This is a genomic window from Streptomyces sp. AC558_RSS880, from assembly GCF_019049255.1.
GTDB lineage: Bacteria > Actinomycetota > Actinomycetes > Streptomycetales > Streptomycetaceae > Streptomyces.
In genome coordinates, this window is sequence record NZ_JAGMUJ010000059.1 from 131,462 (window position 1) to 147,445 (window position 15,984).

Here is a 15,984-nt window from a genome sequence, read left to right on the forward strand (position 1 = left end):
AAGGTTTCGCAGTGCCTTTCACCTGCGTTTTCCGTGCCTCCGGGCGGTGGTGGTCCGGGGTGCACCGTTCGTGTCCGGGCGGTCACGTGGGTCAGGGCATGAGCTGGTACTCCGGGAAGTTGCCGGGCAGCCGCTCCCCCGTCGGTCCTCGGGTCACGGCGCGGACCAGGAGGTCGCCGCCGACGAACGCGCCGCGCCAGGACGCGCCGAAGCCGCCGAACAGCTCGTCGCGGTCGCCGCGGGAGCGCGGGACGCCGTGGCCGACCTTGAAGGCGCGGATGTGCGGGGCCAGCCGGTCGTAGGTGGACCGGTCGTCCGTGGACAGCGTGGCCACCAGCGCGCCGTTGGACGCGTTCATGGCAGCCAGCAGTTCCGCCTCCGTGTCGACCAGGACGATGGTGTCGACCGGGCCGAACGGCTCCGCGTGGTGCAGCGGGGAGGAGCGCGGCGGGTTCAGCAGCGTGACCGGCTGGACGTACGCCGAGGTGTCCTGGCCGGGCAGGAAGCGGGCCTCGGACGGTGTGCCCCGGTGCAGCGGGACGGCGCCGCGGTCGACGGCCTCGGCGACCTGGTCGTGGAGCTCCTTCGCCTTGGCCGCGTTGATCACCGGCCCGAAGTCCAGGCGTGGGTGGGGGTCGGTGGGGTGCTCGACGGCGAGCGGGTGGCCGACCCTGAGCGTGCGGACCGCGGGGAGGTAGGCGGCCAGGAAGTCGTCGAAGAGGCGGCGTTGGACGACGAAGCGCGGGTAGGCCGTGCAGCGCTGCTTGCCGTAGTCGAAGAGTTTGGGGATCACCGCGCCGAGGGTGTCCCAGTCCGAGTGGTTCCAGATGCCCCAGGTGTTGAGTCCTTCCTGTTCGAGGATGTGCCGTTTGCCGAGGTCGGCGACGGCCGTGGCGACGGCGGCGCCGGTGTCGCGGCCGCCGACGAAGGAGACGCAGCCGACCTCCGGCGCCCGCACCAGCGCCTCGGACAGCTCGCCCCCGCTGCCGCTGACGAGGGTGACGGGGATCCCCTCGCGGGCGGCGAGTGCCGAGGCCAGGGTGAGGCAGGCGACGCCGCCGTCGGTCGGGGTCTTGGCGATGACCGCGTTGCCCGCCAGTGCCTGTACCAGCACTGCGTGAACGAGCACGCTCATCGGGTAGTTCCAGCTCGCGATGTTGGAGACGGGTCCGTCGAGCGGGGAGCGGCCGGCGAGCATGCCGTCGATGCCGTCGACGTACCAGCGCACGCCGTCGACGGCGCGGTCGACGTCCGCCTGCGCGAGCCGCCAGGGCTTGCCGATCTCCCAGACGAGCAGCAGCGCGAGGAGTTCACGGTGCTGGGCGAGGGCGTCGAGGGTGGCGGCGACGCGGGCTTTGCGCTCCGGCAGCGGAACGTGCCGCCAGGCGCGGTGCTGGTCGAGCGCGGCGCGCACGGCCTGCCGGGCGGTGGCCCGGTCCAGGCGCGGCGGGCCCGCGACGGGACTGCCGTCGACGGGGCTGACGGCGGGCAGCGTCCGGCCGTCCGGCTGCCAGGCGGCGTTCCAGAGGTTGAGGACGCGGTCGTCCCGAAAGGCCTCGGGGGCGACGGTGAGGCAGCGCTGCCAGGCGTCGGCCCAGGAGGTGCCGGATTTGAGGGTGAGGGTGGATGGTGGCATGCGGTTCGCTCCGCTCTCGGTGCACGGTCGAGAGAAAGGGGACTCGGCGAAAGGCCTCAGCCGTCGGCGTTCAGGACGGCGAGCACCTGCCGGGCCGTCTCCGTGGGCGTGGCGCCCACCCTGACTCCGGCCGCCTCCAGCGCTTCCCGCTTCGCCCGCGCCGTACCGGACGAGCCGGAGACGATCGCGCCGGCGTGGCCCATGGTGCGGCCCTCGGGCGCGGTGAAACCGGCGATGTAGCCGACGACGGGCTTGGTGACGTGGTCGCGGATGTAGGCCGCCGCGCGTTCCTCCGCGTCGCCGCCGATCTCGCCGATGAGGACGATCAGGTCGGTGTCGGGGTCGTCCTGGAAGGCGGCGAGGCAGTCGATGTGGGTGGTGCCGACGACGGGGTCGCCGCCGATGCCGACGCAGGTGGAGAAGCCGATGTCCCGCAGTTCGTACATGAGCTGGTAGGTGAGGGTGCCGGACTTGGAGACCAGTCCGATGCGGCCCGGCTTGGTGATGTCGGCCGGGATGATGCCGGCGTTGGACTGGCCGGGGGTGATCACGCCGGGGCAGTTGGGGCCGATGACGCGGGTGCCCTTGCGCCGGGCGTGGGCGAGGAAGGCGACGGAGTCGTGGACGGGGATGCCCTCGGTGATGACGACCGCGAGGCCGATGCCGGCGTCGGCCGCTTCGGTGACGGCGGCCTTGGCGAAAGCCGGCGGTACGAAGACGACGGTGACGTCGGCTCCCGTCGCGTCCATGCCCTCGGCGACGGAGCCGAAGACGGGGACCGCGATGGGGGTACCTCCCAGGCCGTTCAGGCACTGGGGGACGTCGAAGTCGACGCTGCGGCCCGCCTTGCGGGGGTTGACGCCGCCGACGACGTTCGTGCCGGCGGCGAGCATCCGCCGGGTGTGCTTCATGCCCTCGCCGCCGGTCATGCCCTGGACGAGGACCTTGCTCTCCTTGGTGAGGTGGATCGCCATGTCGTCCGGTCTCCTCAGGGTGTGGTGGCGAGGTGGGCGGCCCGGCTCGCGGCGCCGTCCATGGTGGCGACCTGCTCGACGAGCGGGTGCGCGTACGAGTCGAGGACGGCCCGGCCCCGGGCCGCGTTGTTGCCGTCGAGGCGTACGACGAGCGGCTTGGTCAGCCGTACGGTGTCCAGGGCGCGGACGATGCCGTCGGCGACCGCGTCGCAGGCGGTGATGCCGCCGAAGACGTTGACGAAGACGGATTTCACGGACGGGTCGGAGAGGACGACCGCCAGGCCGTCCGCCATGATCTGTGCCGAGGCGCCGCCGCCGATGTCGAGGAAGTTGGCGGGGCGGGCTCCGCAGCCGGCCACCACGTCGAGGGTGGACATGACGAGTCCGGCGCCGTTGCCGATGATGCCGACCTCGCCGTCGAGCTTGACGTAGTTGAGGCCCTTCGCGGCCGCGGCGGCCTCCAGCGGGTCGTGGTGGGCGCCGTCCTCGGCTCCCCAGCGTGCCTGGCGGAAGACGGCGTTGTCGTCGAGGGTGACCTTGCCGTCGAGCGCCACGATCCGCCCGTCCCGGGTGCGGACGAGCGGGTTGACCTCGACGAGCAGGGCGTCCTCGCGGACGAGGACCTCCCAGAGCCGGACGAGGACGTCGACGGTCCCCGGCGGCAGTCCGGCCGCCTCGGCGATGCGGGACGCCGTCGCCGGGGTGACTCCCTCGGCCGGGTCGACGGGGACGCGCGCCACGGCTCCGGGGCGGGTGGCGGCGACCTCCTCGATGTCCATGCCGCCCTCGGCGGAGGCGATGGCCAGGAAGCGGCCGGCGGCGCGGTCGAGGACGTAGGAGACGTAGAACTCCTCGGCGATGTCGACGGGCCGGGCCAGCATCACCGTGCCGACCGTGTGGCCCTTGATGTCCATGCCGAGGATCTGGCGTGCCGTGAGTTCGGCGGCGGCCGGGTCGGCGGCGAGCTTGACGCCGCCCGCCTTGCCCCGTCCACCGGTCTTGACCTGCGCCTTGACGACCACTCGGCCGCCGAGTCGGCGCGCGATCTCGCGGGCCTGTTTGGGCGAGTCGGTGACCTCGGCCGGCGGCACCACGATGCCGTGTTCCGCGAAGAGTTCCCTTGCCTGGTGTTCGTACAGGTCCATCTCGGCTCCTGTCTGCGAAGTCGCCGGAAGGTCCGAAGAGGGGCCGGGAAGGGCCGGAGACCGGCGACTGAAAAGTGCCGCGCACCCCCTGGACACCACCCATCGGATGCGGGATAACAAGCTTCATACAGTATTCGTCGACTGTATGCAATGTACCGCGAGAGCGTTCCCCAACCCCCTAGGAAGGGACAAGGACTTCGCCATGCCCGACGACACCCAGGACGTCATCTCAGGCGGTCATCTCGTCGCCAAGGCACTCAAGGCCGAGGGCGTCGACCGCATCTACACGCTGTGCGGCGGCCACATCATCGACATCTACGACGGCTGCGTCGACGAGGGCATCGAGGTCGTCGACGTACGGCACGAACAGGTGGCCGCCCATGCCGCCGACGGCTACGCGCGCGTCACCGGCAAGCCCGGCTGCGCGGTCGTCACCGCCGGCCCGGGGACGACCGACGCCGTCACCGGAGTCGCCAACGCCTTCCGCGCGGAGTCCCCGATGCTGCTGATCGGCGGTCAGGGGGCGCTCACCCAGCACAAGATGGGATCCCTGCAGGACCTGCCGCACGTCGACATGATGAACCCCATCACCAAGTTCGCGGCGACCGTGCCGGACACGGCGCGTGCGGCGGACATGGTGTCGATGGCCTTCCGCGAGTGCTACCACGGCGCCCCCGGCCCCTCCTTCCTGGAGATCCCGCGCGATGTGCTGGACGCCAAGGTGCCCGTGTCCAAGGCGCGGGTGCCGCAGCAGGGCGCGTACCGGGCCTCGACCCGGTCGGCCGGAGATCCCGAGGCGGTCGAGAGGCTGGCCGATCTGCTGGTGCACGCGGAGAAGCCGGCGATCCTGCTCGGCAGCCAGGTGTGGACGACCCGGGGCACCGAGGCCGCCATCGAGCTGGTGCGCGTCCTCAACATCCCCGCGTACATGAACGGCGCGGGGCGCGGCACGCTCCCGCCCGGCGACCCGCACCACTTCCAGCTCTCCCGCCGGTACGCCTTCTCCAACGCCGACGTCATCGTGATCGTGGGCACGCCCTTCGACTTCCGGATGGGCTACGGCAAGCGGCTCTCCCCCGACGCGACGGTCGTGCAGATCGACCTCGACTACCGCACGGTCGGCAAGAACCGCGACATCGACCTCGGCATCGTCGGTGACGCGGGGCTGGTGCTGAAGTCGGTGACCGAGGCGGCCTCCGGGCGGGTGAACGGAGGTGCGTCCAGGCGCAAGGAGTGGCTGGACGAGCTGCGGGCGGCCGAGCAGACCGCCCTGGAGAAGCGGCTGCCGCAACTGCGGTCGGACGCCTCGCCCATCCATCCGTACCGGCTGGTCAGCGAGATCAACGACTTCCTCACCGAGGACTCGATCTACATCGGCGACGGCGGCGACATCGTCACCTTCTCCGGGCAGGTCGTGCAGCCCAAGTCGCCCGGGCACTGGATGGACCCGGGGCCGCTGGGCACCCTCGGCGTCGGTGTCCCCTTCGTGCTCGCCGCCAAGCAGGCGCGGCCCGACAAGGAGGTCGTCGCCCTCTTCGGCGACGGCGCCTTCTCCCTCACCGGCTGGGACTTCGAGACCCTGGTCCGCTACGACCTCCCCTTCGTCGGCATCGTCGGCAACAACTCCTCCATGAACCAGATCCGCTACGGCCAGGCCGCCAAGTACGGCAAGGAGCGCGAGCGGGTCGGCAACACCCTCGGCGACGTCCGGTACGACGAGTTCGCGCGGATGCTGGGCGGTCACGGCGAGGAGGTCCGGGACCCCGCCGACATCGGCCCCGCGCTGCGCCGGGCCCGCGAGTCCGGCAAGCCGTCGCTGATCAACGTCTGGGTGGACCCGGACGCGTACGCCCCCGGAACCATGAACCAGACCATGTACAAGTGAGGTGCACGCCCATGACCCCCAAGGCACTTGAGGGCATCCGCGTCCTCGACATGACGCATGTCCAGTCCGGGCCCTCCGCGACCCAGCTGCTGGCCTGGCTCGGCGCGGACGTCGTCAAACTGGAGGCGCCCACCGGTGACATCACGCGCAAGCAACTGCGCGACCTGCCGGACGTCGACTCCCTCTACTTCACGATGCTCAACTGCAACAAGCGGAGCATCACCCTCAACACCAAGACCGAGCGCGGCAAGGAGATCCTCACCGAGCTGATCCGGCGCTCGGACGTCATGGTCGAGAACTTCGGGCCGGGCGCCATCGACCGGATGGGGTTCACCTGGGACCGCATCAGGGAGATCAATCCACGGATCGTCTATGCCTCCATCAAGGGGTTCGGGGACGGCCCGTACACCAGCTTCAAGGCGTACGAGGTCGTCGCGCAGGCCATGGGCGGGTCGATGTCGACCACCGGCTTCGAGGACGGACCGCCGCTGGCGACGGGGGCCCAGATCGGGGACTCGGGCACGGGTGTGCACGCGGTGGCGGGCATCCTCGCCGCCCTGTTCCAGCGGGAGCGCACCGGGCGCGGGCAGCGGGTGAACGTGGCCATGCAGCACGCGGTGCTCAACCTCTGCCGGGTGAAGCTGCGCGACCAGCAGCGCCTGACCCATGGTCCACTCGCCGAATATCCCAACGAGGACTTCGGCGACGAGGTTCCCCGGTCCGGGAACGCGTCCGGCGGGGGCCAGCCGGGCTGGGCGGTGAAGTGCGCGCCGGGCGGCCCGAACGACTACGTGTACGTCATCGTGCAGCCCGTCGGCTGGAAGCCGCTGAGCGAGCTCATCGGCCGGCCGGAGCTGGCCGACGACCCCGAGTGGGCGACGCCGGAGGCGCGGCTGCCGAAGCTGAACAAGATGTTCCAGCTGATCGAGGAGTGGTCCTCGACGCTGCCCAAGTGGGAGGTGCTGGAGCGGCTGAACGCGCACAACATCCCGTGCGGGCCGATCCTGTCCACCCGGGAGATCATCGAGGACCGTTCGCTGGTCGCCAACGAGATGGTCGTCACCGTCCCGCACCCCGAGCGCGGCGAGTTCGTCACCGTCGGCAGCCCGCTGAAGCTCTCCGACTCCCCCGTCGACGTGGTGGCCTCCCCGCTGCTCGGCGAGCACAACGAAGAGGTCTACGTCGGTGAACTCGGCCTCGGGGACGAGGAGCTGCGCCTGCTCAAGTCGAACGGGGTGATCTGAGGTGATGGCCGAGGACCGGACGCTGCGGGTCCGGGCGCTGCTGGACGCGGTGCGCGCCGAGGGGCGCACCTCGCTCACCGCTCCCGAGGGCAAGGTGATCGCCGACGCGTACGGGATCGCCGTACCCGGTGAGGAGCTGGCGACGGACGTCGACGAGGCCGTGGCGTGCGCGGCGCGGTTCGGCGAACCCGTCGTCATGAAGATCGTGTCGCCGGACATCCTGCACAAGACCGACGCCGGCGGTGTGATCGTCGGTGTGGAGGGCGCGGCGGACGTGCGGGCGGCGTTCCACCGGATCGTGGAGAACGCGCGGGCGTACGCCCCGGATGCGCGGATCGACGGCGTGCAGGTGCAGGAGCTGCTGCCGAAGGGGCAGGAGGTCATCGTCGGCGCGGTCACCGATCCGACGTTCGGGAAGGTCGTGGCGTTCGGGCTCGGCGGGGTGCTCGTCGAGGTGCTCAAGGACGTCACGTTCCGGCTGGCGCCCGTGGACTCCGACGAGGCGCTGTCGATGCTGGACTCGATCCGGGCGGCGGAGGTCCTGCGCGGTGTGCGCGGTCAGGAGGGTGTGGACCGGTGGGCCCTCGCCGAGCAGATCCGCCGGGTGTCACAGCTCGTGGCGGACTTCCCGGAGATCGCCGAGGTGGACCTCAACCCGGTGATCGCCACGGCGGACGGGGCAGTCGCCGCCGACATCCGGGTGATCCTCTCCACCGGGGCGCCGAAGGAGCGGCGGCGCTACTCGCGCGAGGAGATCCTGACCTCCATGCGGCGGCTGATGCAGCCGCGTTCGGTGGCGGTGATCGGCGCGTCGAACGAGTCCGGCAAGATCGGCAACTCGGTGATGCGCAACCTCGTCGACGGCGGCTTCGCCGGGGAGATCCACCCGGTGAACCCCAGGGCCGATGACATCTTGGGCCGCAAGGCGTACAAGAGTGTCACCGACGTTCCCGGTGAGGTGGATGTGGCGGTCTTCGCGATTCCCGCCCGGTTCGTGGCCGCGGCGCTGGAGGAGGTGGGGCGCAAGCGGATCCCGAACGCCGTGCTGATCCCCTCCGGGTTCGCGGAGACCGGTGAGCACGAGCTCCAGGAGGAGATCGTGGCGATCGCCGAGCGGCACGGCGTCCGGCTGCTCGGGCCCAACATCTACGGCTACTACTCGACCTGGCAGGACCTGTGCGCCACGTTCTGCACGCCGTACGACGTCAAGGGCGGGGTCGCGCTGACCAGCCAGTCGGGCGGCATCGGCATGGCCATCCTGGGTTTCGCGCGCACCACCAGGACGGGTGTGTCGGCGATCGTCGGCCTGGGCAACAAGTCGGACCTGGACGAGGACGACCTGCTGACCTGGTTCGGCGAGGACCCGCACACCGAGTGCATCGCGATGCACCTGGAGGACCTCAAGGACGGGCGCGCGTTCGTCGAGGCCGCGCGGGCGACCGTGCCGAAGAAGCCGGTCGTGGTGCTGAAGGCGGGGCGTACGGCGGCGGGCGCGAAGGCCGCGGGCTCGCACACCGGCGCGCTGGCGGGCGACGACGCGGTGTACGACGACATCCTGCGGCAGGCGGGCGTCATCCGGGCGCCGGGTCTGAACGACATGCTGGAGTACGCGCGCGCGTTGCCGGTGCTGCCCGCTCCGCGGGGCGACAACGTGGTGATCATCACCGGGGCCGGTGGCAGCGGGGTGCTGCTGTCGGACGCGGTGACGGACAACGGGCTGTCGCTGATGGAGATCCCGGCCGACCTGGACGCGGCGTTCCGGGAGTTCATCCCGCCGTTCGGGGCCGCGGGCAACCCGGTGGACATCACCGGGGGCGAGCCTCCGTCGACGTACGAGGCGACGATCCGGCTGGGTCTTGAGGACCCGCGCATCCACGCGCTGGTGCTCGGTTACTGGCACACGATCGTCACTCCTCCCATGGTGTTCGCCGAACTCACCGCGCGGGTGGTGGCCGAGTTCCGGGAGCGCGGGATCGAGAAGCCGGTGGTGGCGTCCCTCGCGGGCGACGTGGAGGTCGAGGACGCGTGTCAGTACCTCTTCGAGCGCGGGGTCGTGGCGTACCCGTACACCACCGAGAAGCCGGTGGCCGTGCTGGGCGCCAAGTACCGGTGGGCGCGGGCCGCAGGGGCGTTGGGGGGCGGTTCATGAGGTGAGGCCGCGAGGGGCCGGCCGACGGGTGCGCGTCGGCCGGCCCCGAGGACCCGCGCGCGCACGAAAGGCATTGGACAGGGGGCGCTGGCCAGAACTTTCGACGCAAGGGGTGCAAACGACATGACAACCACCGATGTCACACGGGTCGCCGCCTACCGGGAGGTGACCGACAGGAACGGACGCGTCTACCGCGTGGGCGAGTCCGACATCGACATCATGGGGCGCAAACGCAAGTGGATGGTGATCCTGCCCTGGATCGGCATGATGGGCATCTCCTCCGCCGAGTACGCGTTCGCGTCCGCCGAGGACACGCTCCACGAGGCCCACCACTGGTCCAGCGGCAGCATCTACTGGATGATGACCGCCTGGGTGTTCTGCCAGGCCGCGGTCGCCTTTCCGGCGGGGCGGCTGCGTGAGAACGGCAAACTGCCCGCGCGCTGGGCGATGATGCTGGGCTCGGTCGGCACGCTGCTCGGCTATCTGTCGCTGGCGTTCGCGCCGCATGTCGCGCTCGCCTTCATCGGGTTCGGCGTGTTCAGCGGCATGGGCGCGGGCATGGTGTACGCGACCTGCGTCAACATGGTCGGCAAGTGGTACCCGGAGCGCAGGGGCGGCAAGACCGGCTTCGTCAACGGCGGTTTCGCCTACGGCTCGGTGCCGTTCGTCTTCATCTTCCACGGCTACATGGACGGCTCCAACTTCCGCTGGGTGCTGGTCTCGGCGGGTGTCTTCCTCGCCGCGACGGTGGCTCTCGCCGGCTTCTACTTCCGGGACCCGCCGAAGAACTGGTGGCCGGCCTCCGTCGACCCGCTGAACCCGCCGGACGACCCGCGGGCCCGGCGTTCGCTGGAGAAGAACCCCCCGGCCGTCAAGCAGTACTCCCCGCTGGAGGCGTGGAGGACCGGCCGGGTGGCGCTGATGTGGTTCTGTCTGGCCTGCACCTCCGGCGTGAACATCTTCGGCATCGCCTTCCAGGTGGACATCGGTGAGGACGCGGGCTTCGCGGCCGGCATCGTGGCCACCGCGATGTCGCTGAAGGCGATCGTCAACGGCACCGGGCGCGGTGTCATCGGCTGGCTCTCCGACCTCTACGGCCGCAAGCAGTGCCTGCTCTACGTGTGCGCGATCCTGGGCCTCGCCCAGTTCGGCATCATCTGGTCGGCCGAGATCAAGAACCTGCCGCTGTTCCTGGTCTTCTCCGCCATCTCCGGCTTCGGCGGCGGAGCCATCTTCCCGATGTTCGCGGCGCTGACGGCGGACTACTTCGGTGAGAACAACAACGCCACCAACTACGGGATGGTCTACAGCTCCAAGCTCGTCTCCGGACTGGGCGCGGGCATGGGGGCCGTGGTCGTCGGCGCCTGGGGCTACAACGGCGCCTTCACCCTGGCGGGCTGCATCTCGCTCTTCGCCGGCTTCGTGGCGCTGTTCCTGCAACCACCGGGGCGCTCGAAGGACAAGCGCATCACGCCCAACCCCCGTCCGCTCGGCGAGGGATGACCTGGCGAAGCCTGCCCCGCACGGACCGGGCGGCCCCTCCCGCAGCGCGCGGGAAGGGCCGCCCGGTCCGTGTTCCGGGTCAGCGGCGCCGCTTGCGCAGGGCCGCCATGTTGTCGTAGCTGATCTTGGCTTCCCGCAGCGACTGCGCGGGGTCGGTGGCGCTCGGGGAGTTGTCGTCCTCGACCATCGGGTTGTGGTAGTTCCGCTCGCCGACCCGCGAGAAGAACGTCGTGTAGTCGATGACGCCGGTCCCGAAGGGCACCATGTCGTAGCCCATGCCGTTGGTCGTGCTGACGACGCCGTCCTTGGCGTGGAACAGCGGGTAGCGCTTGTTGTTGCGGGCGACCAGGCCGGCCGGGTCGAAGACGCTCTTCCGGGTGGAGCCGTCGTGGGCGGTGTACGTGTGGAACTTGTACTGGGCGACGTGCGCCCAGAAGATGTCCATCTCCAGCCAGACGAGCCTGGGGTCGGTGACCTTGAGGAAGTACTCCAGCTTCCGGATGCCGGAGCTGCGGGTCGGCCGGCCCTGGTCGTCCAGCGGGCCGCCGTCGAGCAGGAAGCCGTAGGCGCTGTCGTGGTTGTGGGTGTAGAGCTTGATGCCCTCGCGGCGGGCGATCGCACCGAGGGCGTTCCACTTGTCGGCGGCCACGTCCCAGTCGGCGCGGTAGGAGCTGCCGGTGGGGTCGCCGCCGGTGCCCATGTGGTCCATGCCGATGATGTTGGCGATCTCGAGGTGCTTCTTGAAGGTGTCCAGGTCCGCGGTGGTCAGCGGCCAGGACGGCGGGATGAAGCCGTGGTTGCCCTGGGCGCGCAGCCCGTGGTCGTCGAGCCAGGAGCGCAGCAGCCTGGCGCCCTCGACGGTTTCCAGGTCGGCGCCGCCGGGGGCGTTCGCGTGCTGGCGGTAGCCGGCGAACTCCACCTGGCGGTAACCGTGACGGGCCAGCTGCTTGAACACCTCGCGGAAGCCGGAGGGCAGGTCCGTGGCGAGCGGGTCGCGGGCGGTGGCGTCACGGACGGTGTAGAGGATGATGCCGCGCTTGTGCGGCGGGACGAGCACCTGCCCGCGTCCGTGTCCGTGTCCGTGGTCTCTGTCCCGGTCGTGGGCCAGGGCGGGGGCGGCGCCGAAGACGGGGGCCGCGACGGCTCCGGCCGCCACGGCGGTGCAGGTGCTGAGGAAACGGCGCCGGTCCACACCGAGGGTGCGGCGCAGTCCCTCGTCGGGGGCGTCGGCGGCGGAGGCGGTGGCGGCCTCGGTGCGGGAGGGGTCGGAGTACAGGGTCACGGGTGGCCTGCCTTCTCGGTCGTGGCCGGTTCCGGTCCCGCCGGGACCGGCCGTTGTCAGTGCCGTGTGTTTCACTCTCGGTAGTCGGATCTCGGGGGCCGTACCTGCTGGTGCGTCAGCCGAGTCCGGCCAGCCGGAGCAGGAGTTGCTTGACATCGGTGGCCGCGACGCGGTCTCCGACAGCGCGGGGGGTGGAGCAGATGAGGAGCGGACCGTCGTCGTCGCTCGCGGGGAGGCGGCCGTGGCTGCCGCGAATAGGTGAGGGGTCCAGGGGCACGACCGCCATGCGGTAGCGCATGCCGAGTTTCTTGCGCGCCAGTGCGGTGGCCGCCTTGACCTTGACGTAGGGGTCGAGGGGATCCATGAAGAGTTCGACCGGGTCGTAGCCGGGTTTGCGGTGGATCTCGACGAGCTGCGCGAAGTCGGGCGCGCGGTCGTCGTCGAGCCAGTAGTAGTACGTGAACCAGGCGTCGGGTTCGGCGACGGCGACGAGTTCGCCGGCGCGCGGATGGTCGAGGTGATGGGTCTTCTTGCCCTCGTCGTCGAGGAGCTGCTCGATGCCGGGCAGTCCGTCGAGGGCGGCGCGGGTGGCGTCGAGGTCCTCGGGGCGGCGCACGTAGACGTGGGCGAGCTGGTGGTCGGCGACCGCGAAGGCGCGGGAGGCCATCGGGTCGAGGTACTCCATGCCGTCCTGGGTGTGGACCTCGAGGAGGCCCGCGCGGCGCAGGGCGCGGTTGATGTTCACGGGCCGGTTCACGCGGGTGATGCCGTACTCGGACAGGGCGACGACGGTACGGCCCTCGGCGCGGGCGTCGTCCAGCAGCGGAGCGATGGCGGCGTCGAGGTCGGCGGCCGCCTTCAGGGAGCGCGGGTCGTCGGGGCCGAAGCGCTGCAGGTCGTAGTCGAGATGAGGGAGGTAGCAGAGCGTCAGGTCGGGGTGGCGGGTGCGCATGATGTGGCGGGTGGCGTCGATGATCCACTGGCTGGAGACCAGGTCGGCGCCGGGGCCCCAGAAGTGGAACAGGGGGAAGGTGCCGAACTTCTCGGTGAGTTCGTCGTGCAGGGCGGGCGGCCGGGTGTAGCAGTCGGGTTCCTTGCGACCGTCGGCGTAGTAGACCGGGCGGGGGGTGACGGTGATGTCGGTGTCGGCGCCCATGGCGTACCACCAGCAGATGTTGGCGACGGTGTAGCCGGGATGGACGCGGCGGGCGGCGTCCCAGAGCTTGTCGCCGGCGACGAGGCCGTTGTGCTGCCGCCACAGCAGTACGTCGCCGAGTTCGCGGAAGTACCAGCCGTTGCCGACGATGCCGTGCTCCGCGGGCATCGTGCCGGTGAGGAAGGTGGACTGGGCGGCGCAGGTGACGGCGGGCAGGACGGTGCCGAGCGGGGCGCGGGAGCCGGACTGACCGAGCGTCTTGAGGTGGGGCATGTGGTCGAGGAGACGGGGGGTGAGGCCCACGACGTCGAGGACGAGAAGGGGGGTGGGACCGGTCATGGGAGTTCCTTCAGGCCGAGGTCCGTCAGCAGGTCGCGGGCCAGGGTGAGTTCGGCGGCGATGCCGTCGGCGAGCTGGGTGCGGCCGCGGGGGCGCAGCTCGGGCGGGAGGGCCTGCCAGGTGTAGGTCTCGACCTCGAGGTGGCGGGTGAGGGGGTGCGGGCCGCCGACGAGCCGGGTCAGGACGGACTTCAGGACGGGCAGCGTGGAGGTGAGGGGCGCGGTGGGGGCCGCGTGCAGCGGGACGTGGAAGTGGGAGCGCCAGGGAGCCGCGTCGGGCAGGGTGTCGCCGGCCAGGGCCTCGTCGAGGTCGTCGGTGCCGCGCAGTCCGGCGAGGGTGGCGGTGCGGGTCTGGTGCAGGAAGCGGGGTTCGGCGAAGGCGGCCAGGGCCTCGCGGACCTCGGGGAGGTGGGGCTGTTCGGCGTGCAGGGCGGCGGAGAGCTGGGACTTGACCACGGGTACGCCGGCCCGGGTGAGGTCGTCCAGGGCGGTGTGCGGGTCTTCGAAGGAGGTGGCGAGGTGGCAGGTGTCGACACAGATGCCGACGCGGTCGTGGGCGATCGCGGTGAGCGGGGCGATGGCGTCCCGGGTGGTCTCGACGACGCAGCCGGGTTCCGGTTCCAGGGCGACGCGGATGGAGCGCCCGGTCAGCTCCTCGAGGGCGTCGAGGCGTTCGGCGAGGGTGCGCAGGGCGGTGCGGGCCGTCTCCGCTCGCTGCTCGTCGTAGACGGTGCGCCAGGCGAGGGGCAGGGTGGAGATGCTGCCGTCGGTGACGTCGTCGGGGAGGAGTCCGGCGAGGACGCGGGCCAGGGAGGTGGTGTGCTCCAGGCGCTCGGGGTCGGCCCAGTCGGGTTTGTAGACGCGGTACTTGACCTCCTCGGCGCCGAAGCCCTCGTAGGGGAAGCCGTTGAGGGTGACGACCTCCAGGCCGCGCCGTTCGAGTTCGCAGCGCAGTCCGCGCAGGGCGGCGGGGTCGGTGACGAGGGCGTGTGCGGCGTCCTTGGCGAGCCACAGGCCGATGCCGAGCCTGTCCCGGCCGAGGCGGCGGCGGACCGGCTCGCAGTGGTCGCGGAGCTGGGCGAGGACGCCGTCCAGGGTCTCGGCGGGGTGCACGTTGGTGCAGTAGGCGAGGTGGACGGTGGAGCCGTCGGGGTGGCGGAAGCGCATGGCTCACCCCTCCGTGGCGGGGCCGCCGGCCGGTTCCGGCTCGTCTCTGGGTGCGCCGCGGAGGATGGAGTTGCCCTCGTGGGTGGCGTCCGTGGCGCCGACGTCGAGGTCCAGGCGGCCGCTGAGTCCGTAGAAGGCGACGGGGTTGCGCCACAGCACCCGGTCGACGTCGTCCTCGGTGAAGCCCTCGGCGAGCATCAGGTCGGCGACCTTGCGGGTCTTGAGCGGGTCGCTGCGGCCCCAGTCGGCGGCAGAGTTCACCAGGACCTTTTCGGGGCCGTAGGAGCGCAGGATGGCGACCATCCGCTCCTCGTCCATCTTGGTGTCCGGGTAGACGGAGAAGCCGAGCCAGGCGCCGCTGTCCTTGGCCTCCTTGACGGTGGTCTCGTTGAGGTGGTCGACGAGGACGCGGTCCAGGGGCAGGTCGGACTCACGCACGACGTCGAGGGTGCGGCGCAGCCCGGCGAGCTTGTCGCGGTGCGGGGTGTGCACCAGCGCGGGCAGGCCGTGGTCGGCGGCGAGCTGGAGCTGGGCGGCGAGGGCGGTGTCCTCGGCGGGGGTCATGGAGTCGTAGCCGATCTCGCCGACGGCCACCACGTTGTCCTTGACGAGATACCGGGGCAGCGCGTCGAGGACGGGTGTGCAGCGCGGGTCGTTGGCCTCCTTGGGGTTGAGGGCGAGCGTGCAGTGGTGGGCGATGCCGTACTGGGCGGCGCGGAAGGGTTCCCAGCCGAGGAGGGCGTCGAAGTAGTCGAGGAAGGAGGCCGGGGAGGTGCGGGGCTGGCCGAGCCAGAAGGAGGGCTCGACGACGGCGCGGACGCCCGCGGCGTACATGGCCTCGTAGTCGTCGGTGGTGCGCGACGTCATGTGGATGTGGGGGTCGAAGATGCGCATCAGGACTCCTTGCCGTGGGGGTCGTCCGTGCCGTGCGGCGGGGTGGCGGGGGCGGAGCCGGCCAGGGCCAGGACGCGGTGCAGGTCCTCGGGGACGGGGCGGCCCGCGGCGGTGCGTTCCGCGGCGTAGTCACCGAGCATGCGGGCGAGTTCGCCGTCGCCCCGGGCGCGCCGGTCCAGGTCCGCCACCTGGTCGAGGCGGACACCGGTGAACAGGCACTTCAGGACCGCGTGCCGCCAGGCGTGGGCGTCCAGGTGCCGGGCGGCGTAGGGGCCGAGGGCGGCGGCGACGAGCCGGGTGTCGTTGGTGCGCAGGGCGTCCTCGACGAGCGGGAGGGCGTCGGGCCCGTCGGGCACGAGGTGCGGCAGGGCGTGCAGGACGGCGCGGCGTTCGTCGGCGGTGCCCTGGAAGTAGACCCGGGTCAGGGCGTCGGCGTCTGCGTGGGCGGCGTGCAGGATGAGGACGCGGGCGGCGTCGGCGTGGGCGGGGCCGCAGCGGCGGCCGGCCTCGGCCAGGCGCAGCTCCCACACGGAGATGGGCCCGTGGGTGCCGGGGTGGGCGGCGGCCTCGTCCAGGGCCTGGTCGAGCCAGGCGCGGGCGGCTCCGCCCAG

12 protein-coding genes are annotated in these 15,984 nt (G+C 71.3%); 4 read left to right on the top strand and 8 right to left on the bottom strand.

Annotated elements, in window-relative coordinates:
* Positions 1 to 91: 91 nt before the first annotated feature.
* Genes KUM38_RS20725 through sucC form a run of 3 tightly spaced genes read right to left on the bottom strand, consistent with a single transcriptional unit; the run spans position 92 to position 3,755 of the window.
* Positions 92 to 1,636, bottom strand: a complete 1,545-nt coding sequence (locus KUM38_RS20725) for an aldehyde dehydrogenase family protein (RefSeq protein ID WP_217130893.1) — start codon at positions 1,634 to 1,636, stop codon at positions 92 to 94.
* A gap of 56 nt (positions 1,637 to 1,692) precedes the next feature.
* A complete protein-coding gene (gene sucD, locus KUM38_RS20730; protein ID WP_217130894.1) occupies positions 1,693 to 2,610 on the bottom strand; it encodes a succinate--CoA ligase subunit alpha in 918 nt (305 codons plus the stop codon).
* 14 nt (positions 2,611 to 2,624) lie between these two features.
* On the bottom strand, positions 2,625 to 3,755 hold the full coding sequence (gene sucC / locus KUM38_RS20735) for an ADP-forming succinate--CoA ligase subunit beta (protein WP_217130895.1): 1,131 nt from the start codon (positions 3,753 to 3,755) through the stop codon (positions 2,625 to 2,627).
* 202 nt (positions 3,756 to 3,957) lie between these two features.
* Between sucC and KUM38_RS20740 the strand changes: the two genes are divergently transcribed.
* From KUM38_RS20740 to KUM38_RS20755, 4 genes are all read left to right on the top strand, one after another.
* Entirely contained in the window at positions 3,958 to 5,640 is a 1,683-nt protein-coding gene (locus KUM38_RS20740) for a thiamine pyrophosphate-binding protein (protein WP_217130896.1), read from the top strand.
* A gap of 11 nt (positions 5,641 to 5,651) precedes the next feature.
* The gene (gene frc, locus KUM38_RS20745; protein WP_217130897.1) at positions 5,652 to 6,884 is read left to right on the top strand and encodes a formyl-CoA transferase; all 1,233 of its coding nucleotides are present in this window, start codon (positions 5,652 to 5,654) and stop codon (positions 6,882 to 6,884) included.
* A gap of 4 nt (positions 6,885 to 6,888) precedes the next feature.
* Positions 6,889 to 9,033: an acetate--CoA ligase family protein gene (locus KUM38_RS20750; protein ID WP_217130898.1), complete on the top strand. Its 2,145-nt coding sequence runs from the start codon at positions 6,889 to 6,891 to the stop codon at positions 9,031 to 9,033.
* 123 nt (positions 9,034 to 9,156) lie between these two features.
* Entirely contained in the window at positions 9,157 to 10,536 is a 1,380-nt protein-coding gene (locus KUM38_RS20755) for an OFA family MFS transporter (RefSeq protein WP_217130899.1), read from the top strand.
* A gap of 79 nt (positions 10,537 to 10,615) precedes the next feature.
* Here the strand turns inward: KUM38_RS20755 and KUM38_RS20760 are convergent, their stop codons facing one another.
* From KUM38_RS20760 to KUM38_RS20780, 5 genes are all read right to left on the bottom strand, one after another.
* Entirely contained in the window at positions 10,616 to 11,818 is a 1,203-nt protein-coding gene (locus tag KUM38_RS20760; protein WP_217130900.1) for a sugar phosphate isomerase/epimerase, read from the bottom strand.
* A 115-nt stretch (positions 11,819 to 11,933) separates the two neighbouring features.
* Entirely contained in the window at positions 11,934 to 13,313 is a 1,380-nt protein-coding gene (locus KUM38_RS20765) for a nucleotide pyrophosphatase/phosphodiesterase family protein (RefSeq protein WP_217130901.1), read from the bottom strand.
* Positions 13,310 to 14,479: a metabolite traffic protein EboE gene (gene eboE, locus KUM38_RS20770; RefSeq protein ID WP_217130902.1), complete on the bottom strand. Its 1,170-nt coding sequence runs from the start codon at positions 14,477 to 14,479 to the stop codon at positions 13,310 to 13,312. The genes KUM38_RS20765 and eboE overlap by 4 nt, the downstream gene beginning before the upstream one ends.
* Before the next feature lie 3 nt (positions 14,480 to 14,482).
* Positions 14,483 to 15,373, bottom strand: a complete 891-nt coding sequence (locus tag KUM38_RS20775) for a TatD family hydrolase (protein WP_217130903.1) — start codon at positions 15,371 to 15,373, stop codon at positions 14,483 to 14,485.
* Positions 15,373 to 15,984, bottom strand: a 612-nt coding sequence (locus tag KUM38_RS20780) for an EboA domain-containing protein (protein ID WP_217130904.1), incomplete at its 5' end; no start/stop codon positions are given. The genes KUM38_RS20775 and KUM38_RS20780, both read right to left, overlap by 1 nt.